This is a genomic window from Amycolatopsis sp. NPDC059235 (assembly GCF_042754125.1).
In the GTDB taxonomy this organism is placed as follows: Bacteria; Actinomycetota; Actinomycetes; order Mycobacteriales; family Pseudonocardiaceae; genus Amycolatopsis; species Amycolatopsis albidoflava.
The window spans coordinates 1-21,202 of the sequence record NZ_JBHZAG010000109.1 but is presented as its reverse complement, the minus strand read 5'-3'; the positions used below and the strand labels follow the sequence as shown (position 1 = coordinate 21,202).

Below are 21,202 nucleotides of genomic sequence, written 5' to 3'. Positions count from 1 at the left end.
ACGGCGCACCTGCGGCGAAACTTCGGCAGAGCAGTGCGACATACCCCGAACAGCGCAACGAAATCATCCGTTCGCCGCGAATCTCACCTCAATGGCACAAACCCACGACCCGGGACGACAATTCCCTCGAAAGTGCCATCAATCCCGCGAAGCAGCGCTTGCATATTCCGGTCCGGAACACAATGTCACCGAATTCGAGGACCAAGGAACCTTGACGGGCGCCCTCCGCGAGCACGGCGGAGCCGGACCACCGCCCGAAACCGTCTCCGCACAGCGACTTCGCACCACTCGTCGTGCCACGGATTTCACCCCAGCGGACCAGCCCAACCTCCGCCAACAGGGGAATCCGGCCCCCGAAAGCGGGGAAATCCTGGTAACATCGCCCGTGCGGAGGATCGGTTTGCGGTAAATGCACGACGACGATCAGACTTCACCGGAACCCTTCGCCGGACCGTCCCGGATCCGTCGACAACCGCCACTGGCTGTTGAAAAATAAAGGGTATTCACGGCGTTGGTCCCCTTTGCCAGATTAATGGTTCTTTGCGTGGTCTAGACCTCAATCCCGGCTCGTGTCGTATTTGTCAACCGGGACTCGCATCGAACAGGTCACGAAATTGTCAACACCGACGTCCGTAGGTTACGTCGGCGTTACATCCACCGATCATTAGGCATATGGATCTCACCGAGTACCCGACCGCCCGCCCCGGTCCGGCACCCGACACCGAAGAAGCATTCGCCCAGGTGATGGCCGATGTCACCGGGCAGGAAAACGTGTCGGTCGACAGCAACTTCTTCGCCGATCTCGGGGCCAACTCGCTCGTGATGGCACAGTTCTGCGCACGAGTGCGCAAGCGTGCCGATCTTCCCGCCGTCTCCATCAAGGACATTTACCGGAATCCGACCATCGCCAGTCTCGTCTCCGCTTTGGCCGAAACCGAAGAGGTCCCGGCCGAGGAGCCGGCGCCCGCCCCCGCGGAGCCGCCGAAGCGGGCGAGCCGGCTCGAATACTTCGGCTGCGGGACGCTGCAGCTGCTGATCTTCTTCGCTTATTCCTATCTCGTGGCCCAGGTGCTCGGCATCGGCACCGACTGGATTCTGGCCGGGACCGGCTTGCTCGACTACTACCTGCGCTCGGTGGTCTTCGGCGCGATGGTGCTGGCGGTGCTGTGCACCCTTCCGATCGCGCTCAAATGGATCCTCGTCGGCCGCTGGAAGCCGGGAGAGATCCGCACCTGGAGCCTCGGCTACGTCCGGTTCTGGGTGGTCAAGACGCTCGTCCAGCGGAACCTGCTGGTCCCGCTGTTCGTCGGCTCCCCGCTCTACTCGCTGTACCTGCGCGCGCTGGGCGCGAAGATCGGCAAGGGCGTCACGATCTTCTCGCGCTTCGTCCCGGTGTGCACCGATCTGCTCACCGTCGGGGAAGGCGCGGTGATCTGCAAGGACACCTACTTCACCACCTATCGCGCGCACGAGGGCGTGATCCGGACCGGCCCGGTCGCGATCGGCGCGCACTCCTACGTCGGCGAGATGTCCGTCATCGACATCGAAACCCGGCTCGGCGCAGGCGCCCAGCTCGGGCACGCGTCGTCCCTGCACGCCGGGCAATCGGTTCCGGAGGGGCAGAGCTGGCACGGCGTCCCCGCCGTTCCCGCCGACGTGCAGTACCGGCGCGTCGAACCGCGGGCCTGCGGCAGCGTCCGGCGGGCGCTCTTCGCCGTGCGCCAGACCCTGACCGCGGTCTTCCTGCTCGCCCCGCTGGTGCTCGGGCTGCTCGGCTTCGTGCTGAACACGCTGCCGAACCTCAGCCCGGCGATGGGACTCGGCACGGCCGTCCTGGACTTCGCCGAGCCGCAGTTCTACTGGAAGGCCTTCGTCGTCTCCTTCATCCTGTACTTCGGCCTGCGGCTGACCGGCTTCCTGATCGTCACGTTCGTGCCGCGGCTGCTGAACCTCGCGCTCAAACCCGGCGAGGTCTACCGCCTCTACACCTTCCGCTACACCGCGCACCGCGCCATCCGCGTGCTCACCAACCTGCGGTTCTTCAAGACGCTTTTCGGCGACAGCTCGGCGATCGTGCACTACCTGCGCGCGCTGGGCTGCAAGGTGTCCAAGAAAGAACAGACCGGGTCCAACTTCGGGCTCGACGAGAAGTACGAGAACCCGTACCTCTTCTCCTCCGGCGCGGGCACGATGGTCGCCGACGGCCTGTCGGTGGTCAACGCCGAGTACACCAACACCTCGTTCCGGCTTTCCCGGGTGCACGTCGGGGCACGGAACTTCCTCGGCAACCACGTCCTCTACCCCGCCGGAGCCAAGACCGGCGACAACTGCCTGCTGGCGACCAAGGTCCTGGTGCCGCTCGACGGCCCGGTGCGCGAGGACGTCGGACTGCTCGGCTCCCCCAGCTTCGAAATCCCGCGCTCGGTCGAGCGCGACAGCCAGTTCGACCACCCGAAGACGCCGGAGGAATTCCGCCGCAGGCTGGCTGCCAAGACGCGGCACAACGCCGGGGGCATGCTGCTGTACGCCGTCACCCACTGGCTGTTCTTCTACGGGCTGCTGCTGCTCACCTGGGCCTCGGACGTGTACTACGACCTGATCGGCCCGCCGCTGTTCGCGATCGACACGGCCGCGATGCTCCTCTACGGCATGCTCTATTTCGTCGCCGTGGAGCGGATCACCGTTTTCATCCGGCCGATGCACCCGCTGTCGTGCTCGATCTACGACCGCCGGTTCTGGCGGCAGGAACGGTTCTGGAAAGCGGCCGCAGCGGGCGCGATCTTCCGCTCGCTCGACGGGACCCCGTTCAAGCGCCTGATGTGGCGGCTGCTGGGCGTCAAGGTCGGCAAGCGGCTGTTCGACGACGGCACGATGATCATCGAGAAGACGCTGGTGCGCCTGGGAGACGACGTCACCCTCAACATCGGGTCCGTCGTCCAATGCCATTCGCAGGAGGACGGCGGCTACAAGATGGACCGCATCGCCATCGGCAGCGGCTGCGTAGTCGGCACCGGCGCGCTGGTGCATTACGGCGTGACGATGGGCGACGGCTCGACGCTCGCCCCCCATTCCTTCCTCATGAAGGGCACTGAGGTCCCGGACCACGCGCACTGGGGCGGGAACCCCGCGCACGAAATCCGGGCTGTCCGCCGCCAGCTGGCGGGGAAATCGTGACGGAGCAACGACAACCACGGGAAGGACGACCCATGAGAACCGGACTGGGAGCGGTTCGCGAGCACTGGCGCGAGGTACTCACCGCCGGCGGACGCACCAGCGTCCCGCGCTGGACGCTGGAGGCCGGCTCCGCGATCGGCGACCACGAGACGCCGATCCCCCGCGGGATCGCGACCGGGCTGCGGCTGCTGGCCGAACAATTGCGCGTGCCGCTGAGTTCGGTGCTGCTCGCCGCGCACGCCAAGGTCCTCGCCGCGCTCTCCGGCGAGCCGCAGGTGTGCACCGGCTACGTCGCCGGGCCCGGCGGGGCGCCGCTGCCCTGCCGGCTGAGCACCGAATCCGGCACCTGGCGCGAACTGATCGAGCACACCGCGGAGGTCGATGCGCAGACCCTGGCCTTCCGGGACTTCCCGGTCGACGAACTGCGCACCGAGCTCGGCATCATCGCGCCGCCGTTCGAAACGGTCTTCGACCCGACCGGCACCGCCGGGGACCTCGCCGGGGACACCGTGCTGCAGCTGGACGTGTCGCCGGATCTGGAGACGCTGCGGCTGCGCTTCCGCACCGAGGTGCTGGATTCCGAAAGCGCCGAACGCGTTCTCGGCTACCACTTGAGCGCGCTCGCGCTGATCCGCACCGACGTCACCGCGCCGCACCGCGAAACCACCCTGCTGTCGTCCGCGGAACTGAAGCTGCAGCTGGAAGGCCTCGCCGGGCCGCACGTCGAGGTCCCGGATCTGCGCTGCCACGAGCTGTTCCAGCGCAACGCCGCCAGCCGTCCGGACGCGATCGCGGCGGTGCACGGCGACCGGCAGTGGACGTACCGGGAGCTCAACGGGCGCGCCAACCGCCTGGCGCGGGCGCTGGTGGCGCGCGGGCTGCGGCGCGAGGGCGTCGTCGCGGTGGTCACCGAACGCAATCTGGACTGGATGGCCGCCGTGCTCGCGGTGTTCAAGGCAGGCGGCGTCTACCTGCCCATCGAGCCGCATTTCCCGACCGACCGCATCGCGACCACGCTGCGCCGGGCCGACTGCGAACTGGTGCTGACCGAACCCGGCAGCACGACCACGCTGCGCAAGGCCGTCGAATCGCTGCCCGGCGTGCGCACCTTGTTCGTGGACGCCGCGTACGAGGAGGACCACTCCGACGAGGATCTCGCCGTCGCCGTCGAGTCCGGCCAGCTCGCCTACATCTACTTCACCTCGGGCTCGACCGGCGAGCCGAAGGGCGCGATGTGCGAGCACGCCGGGATGGTCAACCATCTCTACGCCAAGATCAACGACCTCGGCATCACCGAGGACTCGGTGGTGGCGCAGGTCGCGCCGCAGTGCTTCGACATCTCGCTGTGGCAGCTGGTTTCCGGGCTGCTGGTCGGCGCGAAGACCCTGCTGATCGAGCAGGACGTGATCCTGGACGCCGACCGGTTCGTGGACCGGCTGGGCAGCGGCGGGGTTTCGGTGCTGCAGGTCGTGCCCTCCTACCTCGAGGTCGTGCTGACCGCGGTGGACAAGAACCCGGTCGCGCTGCCCGATCTGCGCTGCGTTTCGGTGACCGGCGAGGCGCTCAAGACCGAACTGGCGCAGCGCTGGTTCGCCACGATGCCGGACGTCAAGCTGGTCAACGCCTACGGCCTCACCGAAACCTCGGACGACACCAACCACGAGGTGATGGACCGCGCGCCGACACGGGAGCGGGTGCCGCTCGGGCCGCCGGTGCAGAACGTGCGCGTGTACATCGTCGACGAAAACCTCGACCCGGTCCCGCTCGGCGCGCCCGGCGAGATCGTGTTCTCCGGGGTGTGCGTGGGCCGCGGCTACATCAACGATCCGGAGCGCACCGCGCGGGCGTTCACCACCGACCCGCACCGGCCGGACGCCCGGCTCTACCGCAGCGGCGACCACGGCCGCTGGCTGCCCGAGGGCAAGGTGGAATTCCTCGGCAGGCGCGATTCGCAGGTCAAGATCCGCGGTTTCCGGATCGAGATCGGCGAAATCGAGAACACGCTGCTGCGGGTGCCCGGCGTGCGCGACGGCGCGGTGGTCGTGGCCGAACGCGGGCAGAGCAAACGGCTGGTCGCGTTCTATTCCAGCCGCGAGCAGCTCGACCTCGAACTGCTGCGGGACCAGCTCGGCGCCGCGCTGCCCGAGTACATGCTGCCCTCGGCGTTCCATTGGCGGGAGCAGTTGCCGTTGACCGCCAACGGAAAAATCGACAAGAAGAACCTCGCCGCGCTCGCCGCCGAACTCGACGCGGCGGACGAGGACTACGACGAGCCGGTCACCGAAACCGAACAGCGGCTCGCCGGCGCCTGGGCGCAGGTGCTCGGCATCCGGTCCGGCCAGATCGGCCGCCGGGACAGTTTCTTCGGCCGGGGCGGCACGTCGCTGTCCGCGGTCAAGCTGGCGATCGCGCTCGACCGCGCGGTCTCGATCAAGGACGTCGCCAAGCACCCGGTGCTCGCCGACCTGGCCGCGCTGATCGACAGCCGGTCCGACTCCTCGTCCCGAAGCTCCTGACCCTCTGCAACCGCGGAAATCGAAGGGATTCCACGATGTCGTTGTCCAAATTCCTGCCGAAGACTTCCCCGCCCGAGCCGGATTTCTGTCCCGGGCTGCCCGCGGTGCTGCGGGCCGAGGCAGGCGGCGACCCGGCCGGCTGGGCGAGCACGCACCGGGAGACGGTGCGAAGACTCGTCGCCGAATACGGCGCGGTGCTCGTCCGCGGTCTCGGGCTCGCCGACCAGACCGCGGTCGCGGCCGTGTTCGGGAGGCTGACCGACCTGCTGATGACCGAGCAGGAAGCCTTCGCGCCGCGCGCCGCCTACCCCGGCGGGGTGCACTCCTCGACCGAATGGCCGCCGAACCAGCCGATGTGCATGCACCACGAACTGAGCTACACCCTCGAGTTCCCGGGCCTGCTGCTCTTCGCCTGCGTCAGCCCGCCGTCCTCGGGCGGCGTCACCGGCGTCAGCGATTCCACCGCCGTGCTGGCCTCGCTGCCCGCCGACCTGCGCGCGCGGTTCGAGCAAGACGGCTGGCTGCTCACCCGCAGCTTCAACGACGAGATCGGGGCGTCGGTCGCCGAAGCGTTCGGCACCGAGGACCGCTCCGCGATCGAGGACTACTGCCGCGCCAACCGGATCGAGTTCGAATGGCAGCCTGAGGGCGGACTGCGCACCCGGCAGCGCCGCCACGCGATCGTCGGGCATCCGGTCACCGGCCAGCGCTGCTGGTTCAACCAGATCGCCTTCCTCAACGAATGGACGATGGCGCCCGAGGTGCACGAGTACCTGGTCGACATCTACGGAGCGGACGGGCTTCCGTTCAACACCCGCTTCGGCAACGGCGACCCGATCGGCGAGGACGTCGTGCAGTTGCTCAACGAGGTGTACGAGGAGCACACCGTCCGCGAACCGTGGCAGGCGGGCGATCTCCTCCTGGTCGACAACGTCCGCACCGCGCACAGCCGGGACGCCTACGAGGGCCCGCGCGAGGTGCTCGTCGGGCTGGCCGACCCGGTACGACTTTCCGACTGCTCGCTCGCTTCCGAGGGGAAAACCCAGTGACCACGCAATCTTTCACCGCCGAGTCCGCGCCCGCGGGTCCGGGCGCGGTGCCGCCGTTCGCGGTGATCTCCGGCAGCCAGGTCCAGCAGGCGCTGGCCGGGCGCGAACGGGAGGTCGTCGACCTCGTCGAGACCGCCTACCGGGTGCACGGCACCGGCGATTCGGTGAACCCGCCGTCGTATTTCCTGCGCTTCCCGGACCGCCCGGCCGACCGGATCATCGCCCTGCCCGCCTCGCTCGGCGGGGACACGAACGTCGCGGGCGTGAAGTGGATTTCCAGCTTCCCGGGCAACGTCGCCGCCGGGATCCCGAGGGCGTCGGCGGTGCTGATCCTCAACGACCTCGCGACCGGGTATCCGTTCGCCTGTCTGGAAAGCTCCATCATCAGCGCGACCAGGACGGCCGCGTCGGCCGCGCTCGCCGCGGACTGGCTCAGCCGGACGCGGGAACGTCCCCGGCGCGTCGGGTTCTTCGGCGTCGGCCTGATCGCCCGCTACATCCACACCTTCCTCGCCGGCACCGGCTGGGAGTTCGACGAGATCAACGTGCACGACCTGCACGCCGACAGCGCCGCCGGGTTCCGCGGCTACCTGGAGCAGTCCGGGTTCGCCGGCGACATCAGCGTGCACGACACGGCCGAAGGCCTGATCCGCGACAGCGATCTGGTGATCTTCGCGACCATCGCCGGCGAGCCGCACGTGCACGATCCCTCGTGGTTCTCGCACAATCCGCTGGTACTGCACGTTTCCTTGCGCGATCTGGCACCGGAAGTCCTGCTGGCGTCAGCGAACCTCGTCGACGACGTGGACCACTGCCTCAAGGCCAACACTTCGCCGCATCTGGTCGAGCAGCGCACCGGCAGCCGGGATTTCCTGCTCGGCACCCTGGACGACGTGCTGACCGGCCGGATCAGCCCGCCCGCCGACCAGCCGCTGATCTTCTCCCCGTTCGGGCTCGGCGTCCTCGACCTCGCGGTCGGGGCCTTCGTCCACGAGAGAGTGTCCGGCACCGGCGGACTGCACGTCATCGAGGACTTCTTCCACGACCTGCGCCGGTATGGCTGAGCGCCGTCCGCCCCTGAGCTTTTTCTGACGAGGAGAAAAAACCGTGCCAGTCATCACCGTTCCCGAAGCCTTCAACGAGGAGGCGCTGTACGTCGACCTCCGCTGGAGTTTCGGCTATTCGCTGTTCCTCAAGTGCGAGGGCTTCAACTTCGCCGGCTCCATCAAGCTGAAGGCCGCCACCGAAATGGTCGACGCCGCCGAGCGCGACGGCCTGCTGCGGCCGGGCTCGATCATCGTCGAGTCCTCTTCGGGCAACCTCGGCGTCGCGCTGAGCATGATCGCGGCCAGCCGGGGGTACAAGTTCCTGTGCGTCACCGATTCCCGCTGCAACCTCGCGACCCGCCGCGCCATCGAGGCGCTCGGCAACGAGGTGCACATCATCACCGAACCCAGTCCCGAGGGCGGTTTCCTCGGGGCACGCATCGACCACGTGCGCATGCTGGTCGCGTCCGACGAGCGCTACGTGTGGCTCAACCAGTACACCAACCCGGACAACTGGGGCGCGCACTTCCACCGGACCGGGCCGGAGATCGCCGCCGCGTTCCCGAACCTCGACGTGCTGTTCGTCGGCGCGGGCACCACGGGCACCCTGATGGGCTGCGCGCGGTTCTTCCGGCAGTGGCACCGGCCGGTGCGGGTGGTCGCGATCGACAGCGTCGGCTCGGTCACCTTCGGCGGTCCGGCGGGCCGCCGGATGCTGCCGGGACTGGGCACCAGCGTGCGCCCGGCGATCCTCGACGAGTCCTATGTGGACGACGTGGTGCTGGTGGAGGAGCCGGATTCGGTCCGGGCGTGCCACCGGCTGGCGCGCAACGGATTCCTGTTCGGCGGCTCGACCGGGACGGTCGTCAGCGGAGCCACCAGCTGGCTGTCCGAACACGACGCGCACCATCTGACCGCGGTGGCCATCGCCCCGGACCTCGGCGAGCGCTATCTCGACACGATCTACCAGACCAACTGGCTGCAGGGCATCTACGGAGAGGACGTGCTTTCCCCGCAGCCCCGCCAATCCGTCTGATCCGTTGACCCCTCGCGGGCGGCGTACCGGCATCCCCCGGTGCGCCGCCACCCGGCGGGGTCAGACCTTCTTCTGCCATTCGTCCCAGCTGAAGCGCCAGTCCGTCCAGCCGTCGCCGGGTTTGAGGTCCGCTCCGGTGTCGGTCACCGTCACGACGTCCCCGCGGTGGGAGTTCTCGTAGAACCACTTCGCGTTCTCCACGCTGACGTTGAGGCAGCCGTGCGAAGTGTTGGAGTGCCCCTGCTGCCGGACCGACCACGGTGCCGAATGCAGGAACTGGCCCGAGTTGGTGAGCCGCAGCGCGTATTTGACCGTGGTGCGGTAGCCGCCCGGCGCGTCGGTGGGCACGCCGTACGTGCTGGAGTCCATTGTGTACGGCGACTGCACGGTCATGATCAGCATGGTGCCCGAAACGCTGCGCGCCGACGGCTTGCCGAGGCTGACCGGGGACGTCAGGACGAGCTGGCCGTCCTTGTACGTCCGCATCTGCTTTTCGTTGTCCGACACCTTCGAGATGATCGACGCGCCGGTCTTGAAGCTGATCTTGCGGTCGGCCTTGCCGAACACCCCGTTGCCGAGCGCGCGGCCGGCGATCTTGATGTCGAGCGTGATCGTGGAGTACGCGGGCCAGTATTCCTTGGTGCGGTAGTGCACCTCGTCGTCGCCGAACCAGCGCCACGCTCCGGTCGCGGGCTTGTCGGAGGTGACGGTGAGCATCTTTTCCGCGGCGGCCTTGTCCGCGACCGGCGCGGAGAATTTGATCGTGATCGGCATGCCGACGCCGGTGGTCTCGCCGTCGAGCGGGATCACCGACGGGTACGCCTGCGCCTTCGCGGTCGCCGTGGTGAAGGTGCTGGTGCGGGTCACCGGGTTGCCGTCCGCGCCGGTAGAGCGCGCGGTGAGCGTGTACTTCGTGCCGTACTCCAGGGTCTTGCCGCTGTTCCAGCGCTGCTTCGCGGCGTCCATCTCGCCGGGCACCGGAGTCCCGTCCGCGGCCGCGAGAGTGACCTCGTTGAGCGTGGAACCTCCGGCCGCCGCCGTGACGGGCTCACCGGGCGCGACGTCGTTCGAGCCGTCCTTCGGCCCGAGGTCGAGGGTCGCGGGCACCGGGGCGGCGCTGGTCTTCTGGTCGTTTCCGGCGGCGGTACCGGGCTCCGGTGCGGACGTGCACCCCGCCGTCAGCGCCAGCCCAGCGAGGATCCCCGCGATGATCTGCGTTTTTCGCCCCAGCACCTGATCTGCCCCCGTTCGCGATTACTAACGGACATAGTAGTCATAGCGGTCAGGCGTGGAGCAGGGCGGGAGCCGCCGTCCAAGCTCCGGCGACGATCAGGGTCGCGGCCGTGCTCACCGGGAGTAACGCTGCCGTTGCGAGGGCGAGAATGCCGGTTGCCGCGTGGCCGCGGGCGAGGTGCTCGAGCCTGAGCGCGGTGGCCGCCGAACGCACCGGATGCATCCGGTGCAACGCCGCGCTGACCGTCGCCGGTCCGTGCCGACGGCCGGCCGCGGCGTCCGCGCTCAATTCCACCGCGGCGGCAACGAACTCCGGCGACTGCCGAGCCAGCGGAACGAACGGCAACGCCGCCGACACCGCGTGCGCGAAGCCGACCAGCCGATGGTGCCGTCCGCGCAGATGGGACCGTTCGTGGTCGACCACCGCCGCGAGTTCCGGCTCGGAAAGGTCTTTCGCGAGCCCCTCCGAAAGCACGACGAGATCAGGTTTTCCGGCGATGCTGTAGGCGAACTTCTCCTCCGACGGCAGCCACCAGACACCCGCACTGGCCCGGCACACCATTGACAATTCCGCGAAATGCCGGTCATGCAATCGAAGCTGATGCCGGTACCGGCGGATCGAGGCCAGCGCGAACGCTCCTGCCGCACCCAGCGCGAGCAGCGCGCCGGACACGCCGACCACCTCGTCCAGGTGCAGCACTTCTTGGTGGCGCACCGTGTCAAGCCGCAGCCATGCGACCAACCGCCGCGCCGCCTCGTGTCCCGGCCCGAACGCCGTCGCCACCGCACCGGCTCCGGTGGCGATCATGCTGCCCAGCAACAGAATCCACGCGGCAAACCGCAGTCGCGCAGGCATCCGCGCCCGCAACACCCAACGCAGGAGGAGCGGGCCGCAGAAACCCACCACCGCCGCAGTCCCGACGAGCGCCGCGGAGACGATCACGAGCGCTTCCGCAACCCGCGCCGCAATGCCGCCCGCTCGCCCTCGGACGCCGACTGCGCGAAATGCAGCAGCACTCCTTCGGGATCGCCGACGTCAGCGAGCAGATTCCGCATCGCCCGAGCCGCGGCTTCCTCGCGCGAGAGCGTCGGCGTGTAGCAGTAGGCGCGGCTGCGCTTTTCGCGTGCCACCCAGCCCTTGCTGTGCAAATGATCGAGCACGGTGAGGACCGTCGTATAGGCCAGGTCCCGGTTCAGCTCCTCCAGCACTTCGCGGACCGTGCGCGCTTCGCCCGCGCGCCACAAGACGTCCATCGCCGCCGATTCCAGCTCGCCGAGTCCTTGCACGCCACGCATCCTAGGGCTCGGTCATTCCGGTTCGTCCCCGCTCTCCGCCTCGCTTTCCGGAGAGCGCCGGGCCGGATCGCGGGCTTGCGCGACGCCGATCGCGGTCAGCAGGATCGCGAGCACCACGAGAATCGTCAGGAGCGTCCAGCCGCCCGCGGACGAAGCCGCGGCCAGATCGGCTTGCATGCGATTCCTTTCGTTCGCCGACTCAGCTGCGCCCGGTGAACCGGTAAGTCGGCCCGTGCGATCCTTCGCAATGCTCGGCCCGGTCCTCGTCGACGTGGTCCACCTGCAGCGTCGTGTGGTCCAGCCGGTGCCGGGACCGCATGATCTCCTCGATCCCGGCCCGCACCGCGTGGCAATCCGCCGCGGGCCGCACCAGCACGTGCGCGGACAACGCGGGCTCGCCCGAGGTGATCTGCCAGATGTGCAGGTCGTGCACCTGCACCACGTCCGGAACCGACGCCACCTGCTCGCCCACCGCCTCCGGATCGATCCCCGCGGGCGCGGCCTCCAAGAAGATCCGGCCGGACTCGCGGACCAGCCCCCAGCCCGCCTTCGCCATCAGCGCGGCGACCACCAGCGCCGCGATCGCGTCGGCGCGGGCGAACCCGGTCAGCCACACGATCGCACCGGCCACCGCGGTCGCGATGAACGCGTACAGGTCGTTGAGGATGTGCTGGAACGCGCCCTCGACGTTCAGGCTCGACCGGTTCGCCCGGCTGATGCACCAGCTGGCCGCGACGTTCACGACGATCCCGGCCAGCGCCGTCACCAGCACGAGCGCGCCCTGGACCTCCGGCGGATCGATCAGCCGGGTCACCGCCTCGTAGAGGAACCACGCGGTCAGCAGCAGCAAGGTGATCCCGTTGGCCTGCGCGGACAGGATTTCCGCGCGCTTGAGCCCGTAGGTGAACCCGCCCTTCGCCGGACGTGCCGCCAGCCGGATCGCGACCAGCGCGAGCACGATCGACGCGGCGTCGGTGAGCATGTGGCCCGCGTCGGTGATCAGCGCGAGCGACCCGGCGATCAGGCCGACGACCAGCTCGACCGCCATGAACCCGACGATCAGCACCAGCGCCCGCACCAGCCACGTGCGGTCCGCGCCCGCCGCGACCCCGTGGCCGTGGCCGTGCCCCGTCTTGTGCTCGCTCACCCCGCACCATCCCCGACATATAGTGAAACGTGCATGTATTGTGGCGCACGCTCCGGCCCGACGTCCACCCGAGGTCACCCGCCCGGTTCGATCCGCACGCCGAGCCCCCGCAGCCAGCGCAGCGGATCGGTCTTGCGCTCCCCCGCCGTCCAGACCTCGAAGTGCAGATGCGGCCCCGTCGACTGCCCGCGATCGCCCACCTCGGCAATCACCTGCCCGGCCGCCACCCGCTGCCCGGCGGAAACCGAGTACCGGTTGATGTGCCCGTACACCGTGACGGTCCCGTCCTCGTGCCGGACGCGCACCCACAGCCCGAACCCGCTTGCCGGACCGGCCTCGATCACGGTCCCGGCGAGCGGAGTCCGGATCGGGGTGCCGATGGCGTTCGCTACGTCCAGGCCGTAATGGGTCGTTCCCCAGCGACCGCCGTAGTTCGAGGTGATCGTGCCGGCCACCGGCGCGTACGCGCGGGGTTCTTGACGAGCCTTCTCGCGCTCCTCTCGCTGAAGCCGATCGTCGCGGGTTTTGACCGCGGACTTCAGCACCGCCAGCTCCGTCTCCGGCGGACGCGCGGCTGTGGGCAGCACCTCATGCCCCGCTGTCACGGGCGGCAGTTCGCTTTTGCGCTCGGCTGGAGCCGCCCGCGCAGCCGCGGCGAAAGCCGCCCCGCCCGCGAACCCGGCCAGGACGAGCCCCGCCCCCAGCCCGCCGCGAGCACCCGCGGAAACCCGGCTCGAACGCCGCCTGCGGGCACCCGTCATGGTGTTCCTCTCGCCGGACCATGTACTACGCCGGATAGTAGATCACGCCGGTGTCAGTACGCGGTGAGCCCGCCGTCCACGATGAGTTCGGTTCCGGTGACGAACGAGGATTCGTCGCTGGCCAGGAAAAGCATCGCGTGCGCGACCTCGGCGGGACTGCCCGCGCGGCGCATCGGCGTGCGGACGATGTCGGGCTGCCGGTCGCCTTGCTCGTCGAGCAGGTCCTGGATCATCGGCGTGGCGATCACGCCCGGATGCACCGAATTGACCCGGACCCCACGCGTCGCGTACTCGACGGCGGCGGTCTTGGTCAGCAGCCGCACCGCCCCTTTGGACGCCTGGTACGCGGCCGCCGCGCCGCTGCCGACCAGGCCCAGCACCGAGGAAGTGTTGACGACCGATCCGTTGCCGGAGGCGCGCAGCAGCGGCATCGCGGTCTTCATCCCGAGCCAGGTCCCGGTCTGGTTGACCGCGATCACCCGGTCCCAGGCCTCCGGCGTGGTCTCCTCGATGCCCGGCCAGTCCACGATCCCCGCGACGTTGACCAGAACGTCGAGGCGGCCGAACCGCTGCCGGGTCCGTTCGATCGTGCCGCGCCAGTTCTCCGGCGAGGAGACGTCCAACCGGTCGGCCAGGACCTCGGTCCCCAACCGCTGAGCGAGCTTCTCCACCGCCGCTTGATCGACATCGGTGACGACCAGGCTGGCCCCCTCGCGCGCGAACAATTCCGCGGTGGCCTGTCCGATACCGCCGGTCGCTCCGGTGAGCAACACGACCTTGCCGCTGAGCCGCATGGGATCTTCCTTTCGTCGGGCGGAAATCAAGCCGCGGTGTAGCCGCCGTCGGCAGCGACGACCGCGCCGGTGACGAACGCGGACCGCGGCGAAGCCAGAAAGCCGATCACCTCGGCGATTTCTTCCGGCTGCGCGACCCGGCCGAGCGGATGGGCGTCGCCGAAGGACCGCAGATACTCCCGGCTGTCAGCGCGGAAAGTGTCGAGCAGATCGGTCTCGATCACGCCCGGTGCGACAACATTCGCGCGAATTCCGTGTGGAGCGCCTTCCAATGCGAGCACCTTCGTCAATTGCGCCAGCGCTCCTTTGGACGCGCTGTACGCCGCCGCTTCGGCCAGCCCCACCGTGGAAGCGAACGAGCCGACAGTGACGATCGCTCCCCCGCCGTTTTCGCGCATCACCCGAAACGCTTCTCGCGCATGCAGAAACGCGCCGCGAGCGTTGACGGACATCACCTTGTCCCAGTCGGCCGCGGTCGTCTCGGTGACCGGTTTGTTCACCGAACGACCAGCATTGGCGACCAGGATGTCGAGCCCGCCGAACCGCTCGAGCGCCGCAGCCGCCGACCGCACCGCGACGTCCTCTTCGGACACATCGCCGACCAGCACGGCCACGCCGTTCTCGTCGGCGAGCTGTGCCACCTCGGGCCGGATATCCGTGGCCAGCACTCGCGCCCCCGCTGCGTGCAGCCAAGCGACCGTCGCCGCCCCGACCCCGCGCGCGGCACCAGTGACCAGCGCGACCTTTCCCACCAGTTCTTTCGTCATGCCGCCCAGTCTCGGCGGCAACGGATCTCGCTGACAGGACGTGCCACACCCACCCAGCCGCCGCCTACGCTGGTCCGCATGGGCAGTACGGAACTGGGCGACTTCCTGCGGGCACGCCGCGCACAACGCTCCCCGGAGGACGCGGACGTGCGCTATTCCGGCAGACGCAAGGTCGCGGGCCTGCGCCGCGAGGAAGTCGCCGTGCTCGCCGGAGTGAATGTCGACTACTACGCGCGCTTGGAACAGGGCCGCGAAACCCGCCCGTCACCGCAGGTCCTCGACGCCCTCAGCCGCGCATTGGACCTGGACCCCGACGCCCGCGAACACCTGCACCGCCTCGCCGGCGCCGCCCCGCCCGACCTGCCGTCCCCGGTGCCCCCAACCGTGAGCCCCGAACTGCGGCAGCTCATGGACAGCCACCCGCACGCACCCGCGTTCGTGCTCAACCGCGTCCTGGACATCTTGGCCGCGAACACCCTCGCCGAAGCGCTGTTCTCCCCATTCCGAGCGGCCGACAACCTGGCGCGCATGACCTTCCTCGACCCGGCGGGGCGGCAGTTCTACGCCCGCTGGGACTGGACGGCCCAGGCCACCGTGGCAAACCTGCGCGCGGCAGCGGGAGACCCGGCCCTGCCGGGATTGGCCGCGGAACTCAGCGAGGGCAGCGACCAGTTCCGGGCGCTGTGGGAGACCCATCAGGTGCGCGGGAAGACCCGTGAGCCCAAGCAGCTCGTACATCCGGCGGTCGGGCCGTTGACGCTGACCTATCAGGCGTTCGATGTGCGCAGCGCGCCTGGACAGCAGTTGATCGTCTATCAGGCCGAGCCGGGGAGTTCGAGTGCGGACGCGCTCGCGTTGTTGCGGAGTGTTCCGTTACCGGCGCGCCGATAGCCTGATCACAGACCGACCTCAGCAGGCGGTTTTTCGGAAAGAACCCGCTTCGCCCAGCGGAGCACGAAGTGGCCTGCGACAGCGAGCACGACCCCGCTCGCCACGACCAGCCAGACCGGCGCGCCCGAGTTCAGCACAGCGATCACCACGAACGCGTCCAGCAGAGCAACCAGAGTGAACCCGACGTGCTCCACGTATGCGGGAGACGACAGCTGGCCAGCGCGCCGCATACGCCTGGCAAGAACGCCTCGGACCACGAGCACCGCGGCCAGCACCACGAACGCGCTCAACAGCACGCGGCCGCCCGAGGGCAGCACGGTCCATTCAACCGCGACCGCCAGCGCCAAGAACACCGTGGTGGCGGTCAGCGAGACAAGGTACGTGTCGAAGAACCGCCCCGCGCGCAGCAGGGCGACCGTGCCTGCCACCAGCGCGATCACGCCGGCCGCGGCATGCAGAGCGATGAAGACGGAGTGTGCCATCCGCTCGACCTTCCACTGTGGGATGTCTCCAGTCTTGACCTCCCACTGTGGGATGTCAACCGGTCGCCGCGGGGCTCCAGCGGACGACCGGGCTGGCACAATGACGGGCCCGACTCGAAGATCAGGAGCATGGATTGGGCGCCCACAAGGTCAACGCCACCGAAGCGTCGCTGCTCGGCTTCCTGCACGCGGGGCCGATGACCGGCTGGGATCTGGTCGCGGCCGCGCAGCAGCGGATCGGGGCGTTCTGGTCACTCACCCAGAGCCAGGTGTACCGGGAACTCGCGGCGATGAGCGAGGGCGGCCTCATCGAGGCGGGCGAGCAGGGGTCGCGCGCCCGCCGCCCGTACCGCCTCACCGACGCGGGCAGGCAGGCCTTCGAAGACTGGTGCGGCAGCGAACTGGCCGCCGAGAACATCCGGTTCCCGTTGCTGCTCGTCGTGATGTTCGGCCGGGACGTGCCAGGCGGCAGGCTGGCCGAGATCATCGCCGAGCACCGGAAGATCCACGCCGACCGACTGGCCGAGTACGAGCGGTCGCGCGCCGCGGTCCCGGAGGAAGAACGCGACCCGTACGCAATGGCCACGCGCGATTTCGGAATCCGTTACGAGCGCGCGGTCCTCGAGTGGTTCGCGGCGCTGCCGGACGTCATCACCGGCAACGATCGGCGATGAGCACGTCCAGGTGCGGCCGGAAAGCAGCCGACGGCAACGGCGGCAATGAACGGCTCCCGCCGCATTCCCTCGCCCTGGCTCCAAGTGCGTTTCCGAATCTACTCGCGAAACACACCGGCTAGACAAGCTTGCGAACCACTTCGGCGGCGGTGCGCTCGAAATCTCGGCCTATTCGCTATGGGCAGCCAGGTCAAAGACTGGCGTGCTTTGTCCTCGCGGCAAGGCGTGCGGTGTAAACCCGCCGCACTTCCGCGAAAACCAACCACGCCAGTGCTCACGTCTGCACGACAAGTAGTGCGGCGCAAGCCTGCCCGCACTCCCGCGCAACAGACCGCGCCATTGTTCGCGCCCGCACTCATGCGAAACCAACTGCGCCGACATTCACGTCCGCACGACAAGTTGCGCCGCGCAAGCCCGCCCACGCTCCCGCGCAACAGACTGCGGCGTTGTGCCCGCTCGCACTCCCGCGAACCAACCGCACCAGCGTTCCGTCTGCACGACAAGTTGAGCGGCGCAAACCTGCCCGCACTCCCGCGCGACAGACCGCGCCGCCGTTCTCGCCCGCACGGCAAGGCGTGCGGCGCAGACAGGCCCGTGTTCCCACAAAGCAGGCCCGTCCGCTCCGCACGCCGGCCGCCGGGGCGCGCGGCGGTGCCCGAGCGCACCGTTCGCGCGCGCGTGCACCGGCGGCCTCCGGCCGGGGTCGCGCCGCCCGGGGGAAAGCGGCGCGGGCCCGGCCAGGGCCTCAGCGAGGGTTACTTCGTGACGATCTTCTGGCCAACCAGGATCAGGTTCGCGTCCGGGATGAACTTCTGGTTCAGCTGCTGCAGGTGCTGCCAGCCGCCGTCCACGTTGAGGTTCTTCGCGATTCCGGAGAGGGTGTCGCCGGCGGCGACGGTGTAGCTGCCGTCCGGGTTCGAGGTCGGCGCGGCGTGCTTCGGCGCGGACTTGACCTTCGCCTCGGACTTGACCTTCGTCTCGGCCTTGACCTGGACCTTCGGCTTCGCGGCCACGGCCTCGACCTCGGCGGAGCCGCCGGAGGTGTCGCCGCCGAAGTTCGCGTAGCCCGCCGGGCCCGAGCCGCCGCGGCACTGCCACGGGGCCGAACCCTGCTTCGCGTAGATCCGGTCCGCGACGACCTGCTGCTGCGCGGGCGTGGCCTTGTCGGCCGTCGGGGCGAACTGGCCGCCGCCGTTCGCGAGCCAGGTCTTCGTGACGATCTGGAACAGGCCGGCGGGGCGGCCCGCGCGCTGGCCCGCGGCGGTGTTGTTGACCGCGGTCGGGTTGCCGCTGCTCTCGCACTTGACGATGCCGGCCTGCCCCGGGAAGGCGTTGGCCGTGCCCGCCCCGGCGAGGCCGATGCCGCCGAGGGTGGCGCCCGCGAGAGCCGCGGTCGCGCCGGTGCGCTGGAGGACTGTTTTCGTCTTGCTGGGTTTGCTGTGCCGTCCCACGGTAGGTGGGCTCCTTCGCTGTCACACCGCACAACCGTCCTCGGTGCCTGGGTCAGGCAGCGAGCCGCGACGGTCCGCGGCGGCTTCGGGTCGCTGATCCTCGGGGTAGATCGCAGGTCACCGCAAAAGCTCGAGAAGATTACGAAACGGAAACAGCAGGTGTACAGAGGCAGTGGGATCGGCCACAGATCGCCTCGGCGCGTAGCAGTCAGACGACAGTGCGTCACACGTCAGGCGACCTACTTGGTAAATAGTTCACAGCTCAACGGCAACATTTTCCCTCGAATCGTCAGCCTCAAGCGGCACCAAACAGCTACGTTGGCAAGTTTCACACTCTCAACTTCGCGTGATAGTTCCCGGCCAACTGACCGTTATGTTCGAGATAAACACGGCTTCGTCACCCCCGTTCACTTCCCGCTACGGCACCCGGCCCGACCGGCACGCGTCCCGCCGGACCAGGCCCGCTCCCCCGGACGCACTCCGCCTTCCGCCCGCCCAAAATGGTCTGAACCAGTACTGCACCGGTCCAGACCACCTCCCTGGTCTGGACCACCCCGCCGGGCGCCCGGCCGAACCCGCCGCCGAAAACGCAGCCCGCCGCCCGTCCCCCGCGGAAAACGGCACCCGCAACCGGACCCGGCGGCGAAAACGTCAGAAACAACCCGGCGACCTCGATATTTCTCCTGCCCGACATATCCCCGAACGCCTTCGGCAACCGTCCCGAAAACATCCCACGATGCGGTCCGCGGTCGCCGATTCACACGCCGGAAACGCAGCGTGAATATTCACGTTCCGTTTCGCGGAACCGCGAACACCGTTGCCGCTTCAGCCTTTCAGCCCAGCGCGGCGAACTCCGCGAAATCGCCGCCTTCACTCTCCTGGCGCATTGCCTTGCCTAATATCGGCCGATTCTTTTCTTTCCGCAGCCAAGCCCGGCGCGCCCCCGCCCGACGCGCCGCTGCGGCGGAACCGGCTGCGCTACGCTGTGCCCCGCGGTATTCCAGTGAGGTCAACCGGGGAGGGCGGCGCTCAGCGCGGCCCTCCCTCGCCTCTGCCCGCGAAAAACCGTTTCCTTCCTCGCCGGCCGTTTTCGGCGGTCCGCGAATCCCTGCGAAAAAGAGGAGGAGTGCATGACGAACTCGACGCCGGACACGCCGCGCGACGTCGACCGTACGCATCCGCGAGCCGGCACCGAGGCGGGCTGTCCCGAGGAAGGCGCCGCACTACCGCAGAAGCCGAGAGAACGGCTGCTCCGTTTATTCGAGGAGAACGGCCCTCGACGACTCTCCGCGAGCACCCGGCGGGCACGATTCGCCCCGAAGGTCTTTGTCCATTGTGGAGCCAAGGACACCGGCCCTTCCGCCGCGCACCGAGGCGGACCCGGCCGCCCCACCACCACTGCCAGGGGAGAACAGGCCAGATGACCACCCTCGAGCACCCCGCGCCGCTCACCGGCCCCGCCGTCTACTGCGATCTGCCCGGCCCGCGTTCGGCCGAGTACCTCGCCCGGCAGGACCGCCGCGAGCCGCTCCCCCGCGGCGGCCCGCGGCGGCTGCCGATCGCGATCACCGAGGGTTCCGGCAGCTTCGTGCGCGACGCCGACGGCAACGTCTTCATCGACTTCCTCGCCGGGGCGGGCGTGCTCTCGCTCGGGCACAACCATCCCGAACTGGTCGCGGCCATGACCGCGCAGCTGAGCAAGCTGACCCACGCGCTCGACTTCGCGACCCCGGTCAAGGACGAGTTCTCCGAGGCCCAGCTCGCGATGCTGCCCGAGGCGCTGCGCTCGCGGATGAAACTGCACTTCTGCGGGCCTGCCGGGACCAACCCCGTCGAAGCCGCGCTGAAACTCTGCAAAACCGCGACCGGACGCGGCGGCGTCGTGTCGTTCCAGGGCCGGTTCCAGGGCGGCGCGCACGCCGCGCTGGGCCTGACCGGCCGGCCGCGACCGTCCGCGAATCCCCTGACCGGCACCCAGTATCTCCCGTACTCCTCGTGCCCCCGCTGCCCGGCCGGGCACGATCCGGCCGCGTGCGCCGCGGACTGCCCGGACCAGCTCGAACGATCGCTGCACGACCCCGACGCCGGGCTCCCGCTGCCCGCGGCGGTGGTGCTCGAACTGGTGCAGGGCGAGGGCGGAGTGGTCCCGGCCCGGGCGGATTTCGTGCACCGGGTGCGCGAGCTGACCCGGGAGCTGGACATCCCGCTGATCGTCGACGAGCTGCAGACCGGCTGCGGCCGGACCGGGACCTGGTTCGCCTTCGAGCGCTACGGCATCGAACCCGACGTGATCGTCGCGTCCAAGGCGCTCAGCGGAATCGGCTCGCCGGTCTCGCTGATCATCTACGACGAGCGCCTCGACAACTGGGCCCCGCGCACGCACACCGGCGCCTTCCGCGGCAATCAGCTCGCTTTCGCCGCGGGCGCCAGGGCGATCGAGGTCGTCAACCGCGACAGCGTGCTGGACAACGTCGTCGAGCGCGGATACCAATTCGAAGAGCTGTTGTCTCCGCTGGCCAGCCACCCGTGGGTGACCGACGTGCGCGGCACCGGGCTGATGTGGGGCATCGAACTGACCGACCCGCGCACCGGAGGGCCGGCGTCGGAACTCGCGCTGGCCGTGCAGAACCACGCGTTGCGCCGCGGGCTCATCCTCGAACTGGGCGGACGCGGCGACAGCGTCGTGCGGTTGCTGCCGCCGCTCAACGTCACCGCGGACGTCGTGCGCACGGCCGCCGGGATCCTGCTGGCCGCGCTAGACACCGCGACCCGGGAGGCGCGCTAACCCGCCGGGGCCCGCGGGCGCGCGCCGCCCGGGCGTGGGCGGGGGCCCGGCCCCGGACCGGAACTAAACGGATTTAGTGGGAGGAGTATAATAAAAAAAA

The 21,202-nt window shown here is 69.0% G+C and carries 19 protein-coding genes; 9 read left to right on the top strand and 10 right to left on the bottom strand.

Features of this window, described 5'->3' with window-relative positions; all coding sequences use genetic code 11:
* Nucleotides 1-672 precede the first annotated feature (672 nt).
* From ACFXI3_RS41410 to sbnA, 5 genes are read left to right on the top strand one after another with little or no spacing between them, the layout of a single operon-like run.
* Entirely contained in the window at nt 673-3,174 is a 2,502-nt protein-coding gene (locus ACFXI3_RS41410) for a Pls/PosA family non-ribosomal peptide synthetase (protein ID WP_378407196.1), read from the top strand.
* 32 nt (nt 3,175-3,206) lie between these two features.
* Nucleotides 3,207-5,690 carry an amino acid adenylation domain-containing protein gene (locus ACFXI3_RS41405; RefSeq protein ID WP_378407194.1) on the top strand — a complete coding sequence of 828 codons (2,484 nt, stop codon included), beginning with the start codon at nt 3,207-3,209 and terminating at the stop codon, nt 5,688-5,690.
* A gap of 35 nt (nt 5,691-5,725) precedes the next feature.
* Entirely contained in the window at nt 5,726-6,739 is a 1,014-nt protein-coding gene (locus ACFXI3_RS41400) for a TauD/TfdA family dioxygenase (RefSeq protein ID WP_378407189.1), read from the top strand.
* Nucleotides 6,736-7,803: a 2,3-diaminopropionate biosynthesis protein SbnB gene (gene sbnB / locus ACFXI3_RS41395; protein WP_378407187.1), complete on the top strand. Its 1,068-nt coding sequence runs from the start codon at nt 6,736-6,738 to the stop codon at nt 7,801-7,803. Before ACFXI3_RS41400 ends, sbnB begins: the two co-directional genes overlap by 4 nt.
* Before the next feature lie 43 nt (nt 7,804-7,846).
* Entirely contained in the window at nt 7,847-8,821 is a 975-nt protein-coding gene (sbnA, locus tag ACFXI3_RS41390; RefSeq protein WP_378407185.1) for a 2,3-diaminopropionate biosynthesis protein SbnA, read from the top strand.
* 60 nt (nt 8,822-8,881) lie between these two features.
* Here the strand turns inward: sbnA and ACFXI3_RS41385 are convergent, their stop codons facing one another.
* From ACFXI3_RS41385 to ACFXI3_RS41350, 8 genes are all read right to left on the bottom strand, one after another.
* A complete protein-coding gene (locus tag ACFXI3_RS41385) occupies nt 8,882-10,054 on the bottom strand; it encodes an Ig-like domain-containing protein (protein ID WP_378407183.1) in 1,173 nt (390 codons plus the stop codon).
* 49 nt (nt 10,055-10,103) lie between these two features.
* A complete protein-coding gene (locus tag ACFXI3_RS41380) occupies nt 10,104-10,997 on the bottom strand; it encodes a M56 family metallopeptidase (protein ID WP_378407181.1) in 894 nt (297 codons plus the stop codon).
* Complete coding sequence (locus ACFXI3_RS41375) at nt 10,994-11,341, bottom strand: BlaI/MecI/CopY family transcriptional regulator (RefSeq protein WP_378407179.1); 348 nt, start codon at nt 11,339-11,341, stop codon at nt 10,994-10,996. Before ACFXI3_RS41375 ends, ACFXI3_RS41380 begins: the two co-directional genes overlap by 4 nt.
* 21 nt (nt 11,342-11,362) lie before the next feature.
* Nucleotides 11,363-11,527 (bottom strand): hypothetical protein, encoded by a 165-nt coding sequence (locus tag ACFXI3_RS41370; RefSeq protein WP_378407177.1) that lies wholly within the window; start codon nt 11,525-11,527, stop codon nt 11,363-11,365.
* Nucleotides 11,528-11,549: 22 nt separating this feature from the next.
* Nucleotides 11,550-12,497 (bottom strand): cation diffusion facilitator family transporter, encoded by a 948-nt coding sequence (locus tag ACFXI3_RS41365; RefSeq protein WP_344286350.1) that lies wholly within the window; start codon nt 12,495-12,497, stop codon nt 11,550-11,552.
* A gap of 74 nt (nt 12,498-12,571) precedes the next feature.
* Nucleotides 12,572-13,258: a M23 family metallopeptidase gene (locus ACFXI3_RS41360; protein WP_378407175.1), complete on the bottom strand. Its 687-nt coding sequence runs from the start codon at nt 13,256-13,258 to the stop codon at nt 12,572-12,574.
* 53 nt (nt 13,259-13,311) lie between these two features.
* Nucleotides 13,312-14,052: an SDR family NAD(P)-dependent oxidoreductase gene (locus tag ACFXI3_RS41355; RefSeq protein ID WP_378407173.1), complete on the bottom strand. Its 741-nt coding sequence runs from the start codon at nt 14,050-14,052 to the stop codon at nt 13,312-13,314.
* Between the two features lie 26 nt (nt 14,053-14,078).
* On the bottom strand, nt 14,079-14,819 hold the full coding sequence (locus ACFXI3_RS41350) for an SDR family NAD(P)-dependent oxidoreductase (RefSeq protein WP_378407171.1): 741 nt from the start codon (nt 14,817-14,819) through the stop codon (nt 14,079-14,081).
* A gap of 78 nt (nt 14,820-14,897) precedes the next feature.
* Between ACFXI3_RS41350 and ACFXI3_RS41345 the strand changes: the two genes are divergently transcribed.
* Complete coding sequence (locus ACFXI3_RS41345; protein WP_378407169.1) at nt 14,898-15,710, top strand: helix-turn-helix transcriptional regulator; 813 nt, start codon at nt 14,898-14,900, stop codon at nt 15,708-15,710.
* Nucleotides 15,711-15,715: 5 nt separating this feature from the next.
* On the opposite strand, the gene ACFXI3_RS41340 is transcribed toward ACFXI3_RS41345, so the two are convergent.
* Nucleotides 15,716-16,192 (bottom strand): hypothetical protein, encoded by a 477-nt coding sequence (locus ACFXI3_RS41340; protein WP_378407167.1) that lies wholly within the window; start codon nt 16,190-16,192, stop codon nt 15,716-15,718.
* Nucleotides 16,193-16,326: 134 nt separating this feature from the next.
* Here ACFXI3_RS41340 and ACFXI3_RS41335 point away from each other — a divergent pair, with 134 nt between their 5' ends.
* Nucleotides 16,327-16,866, top strand: coding sequence for a PadR family transcriptional regulator (locus tag ACFXI3_RS41335; RefSeq protein ID WP_378407165.1), 540 nt, complete (start codon nt 16,327-16,329; stop codon nt 16,864-16,866).
* Nucleotides 16,867-17,621: 755 nt separating this feature from the next.
* Here the strand turns inward: ACFXI3_RS41335 and ACFXI3_RS41330 are convergent.
* Complete coding sequence (locus ACFXI3_RS41330) at nt 17,622-18,317, bottom strand: transglycosylase family protein (protein WP_378407163.1); 696 nt, start codon at nt 18,315-18,317, stop codon at nt 17,622-17,624.
* A gap of 1,130 nt (nt 18,318-19,447) precedes the next feature.
* On the opposite strand from ACFXI3_RS41330, the gene ACFXI3_RS41325 reads away from it, so the two are divergent.
* Both ACFXI3_RS41325 and ACFXI3_RS41320 read left to right on the top strand, forming a co-directional pair.
* Complete coding sequence (locus ACFXI3_RS41325; protein ID WP_378407161.1) at nt 19,448-19,741, top strand: hypothetical protein; 294 nt, start codon at nt 19,448-19,450, stop codon at nt 19,739-19,741.
* On the top strand, nt 19,738-21,102 hold the full coding sequence (locus ACFXI3_RS41320; protein WP_344286341.1) for an aminotransferase class III-fold pyridoxal phosphate-dependent enzyme: 1,365 nt from the start codon (nt 19,738-19,740) through the stop codon (nt 21,100-21,102). Before ACFXI3_RS41325 ends, ACFXI3_RS41320 begins: the two co-directional genes overlap by 4 nt.
* Nucleotides 21,103-21,202 lie beyond the last annotated feature (100 nt).

Coding starts and splice junctions, on each gene's coding strand:
- ACFXI3_RS41360 (WP_378407175.1), bottom strand. CDS start 13,258: ATGACGGGTGCCCGCAGGCGGCGTTCGAGCCGGGTTTCCGCGGGTGCT.
- ACFXI3_RS41345 (WP_378407169.1), top strand. CDS start 14,898: ATGGGCAGTACGGAACTGGGCGACTTCCTGCGGGCACGCCGCGCACAA.
- ACFXI3_RS41410 (WP_378407196.1), top strand. CDS start 673: ATGGATCTCACCGAGTACCCGACCGCCCGCCCCGGTCCGGCACCCGAC.
- ACFXI3_RS41320 (WP_344286341.1), top strand. CDS start 19,738: ATGACCACCCTCGAGCACCCCGCGCCGCTCACCGGCCCCGCCGTCTAC.
- ACFXI3_RS41340 (WP_378407167.1), bottom strand. CDS start 16,192: ATGGCACACTCCGTCTTCATCGCTCTGCATGCCGCGGCCGGCGTGATC.
- ACFXI3_RS41350 (WP_378407171.1), bottom strand. CDS start 14,819: ATGACGAAAGAACTGGTGGGAAAGGTCGCGCTGGTCACTGGTGCCGCG.
- ACFXI3_RS41370 (WP_378407177.1), bottom strand. CDS start 11,527: ATGCAAGCCGATCTGGCCGCGGCTTCGTCCGCGGGCGGCTGGACGCTC.
- ACFXI3_RS41355 (WP_378407173.1), bottom strand. CDS start 14,052: ATGCGGCTCAGCGGCAAGGTCGTGTTGCTCACCGGAGCGACCGGCGGT.
- ACFXI3_RS41400 (WP_378407189.1), top strand. CDS start 5,726: ATGTCGTTGTCCAAATTCCTGCCGAAGACTTCCCCGCCCGAGCCGGAT.
- ACFXI3_RS41405 (WP_378407194.1), top strand. CDS start 3,207: ATGAGAACCGGACTGGGAGCGGTTCGCGAGCACTGGCGCGAGGTACTC.
- ACFXI3_RS41325 (WP_378407161.1), top strand. CDS start 19,448: ATGACGAACTCGACGCCGGACACGCCGCGCGACGTCGACCGTACGCAT.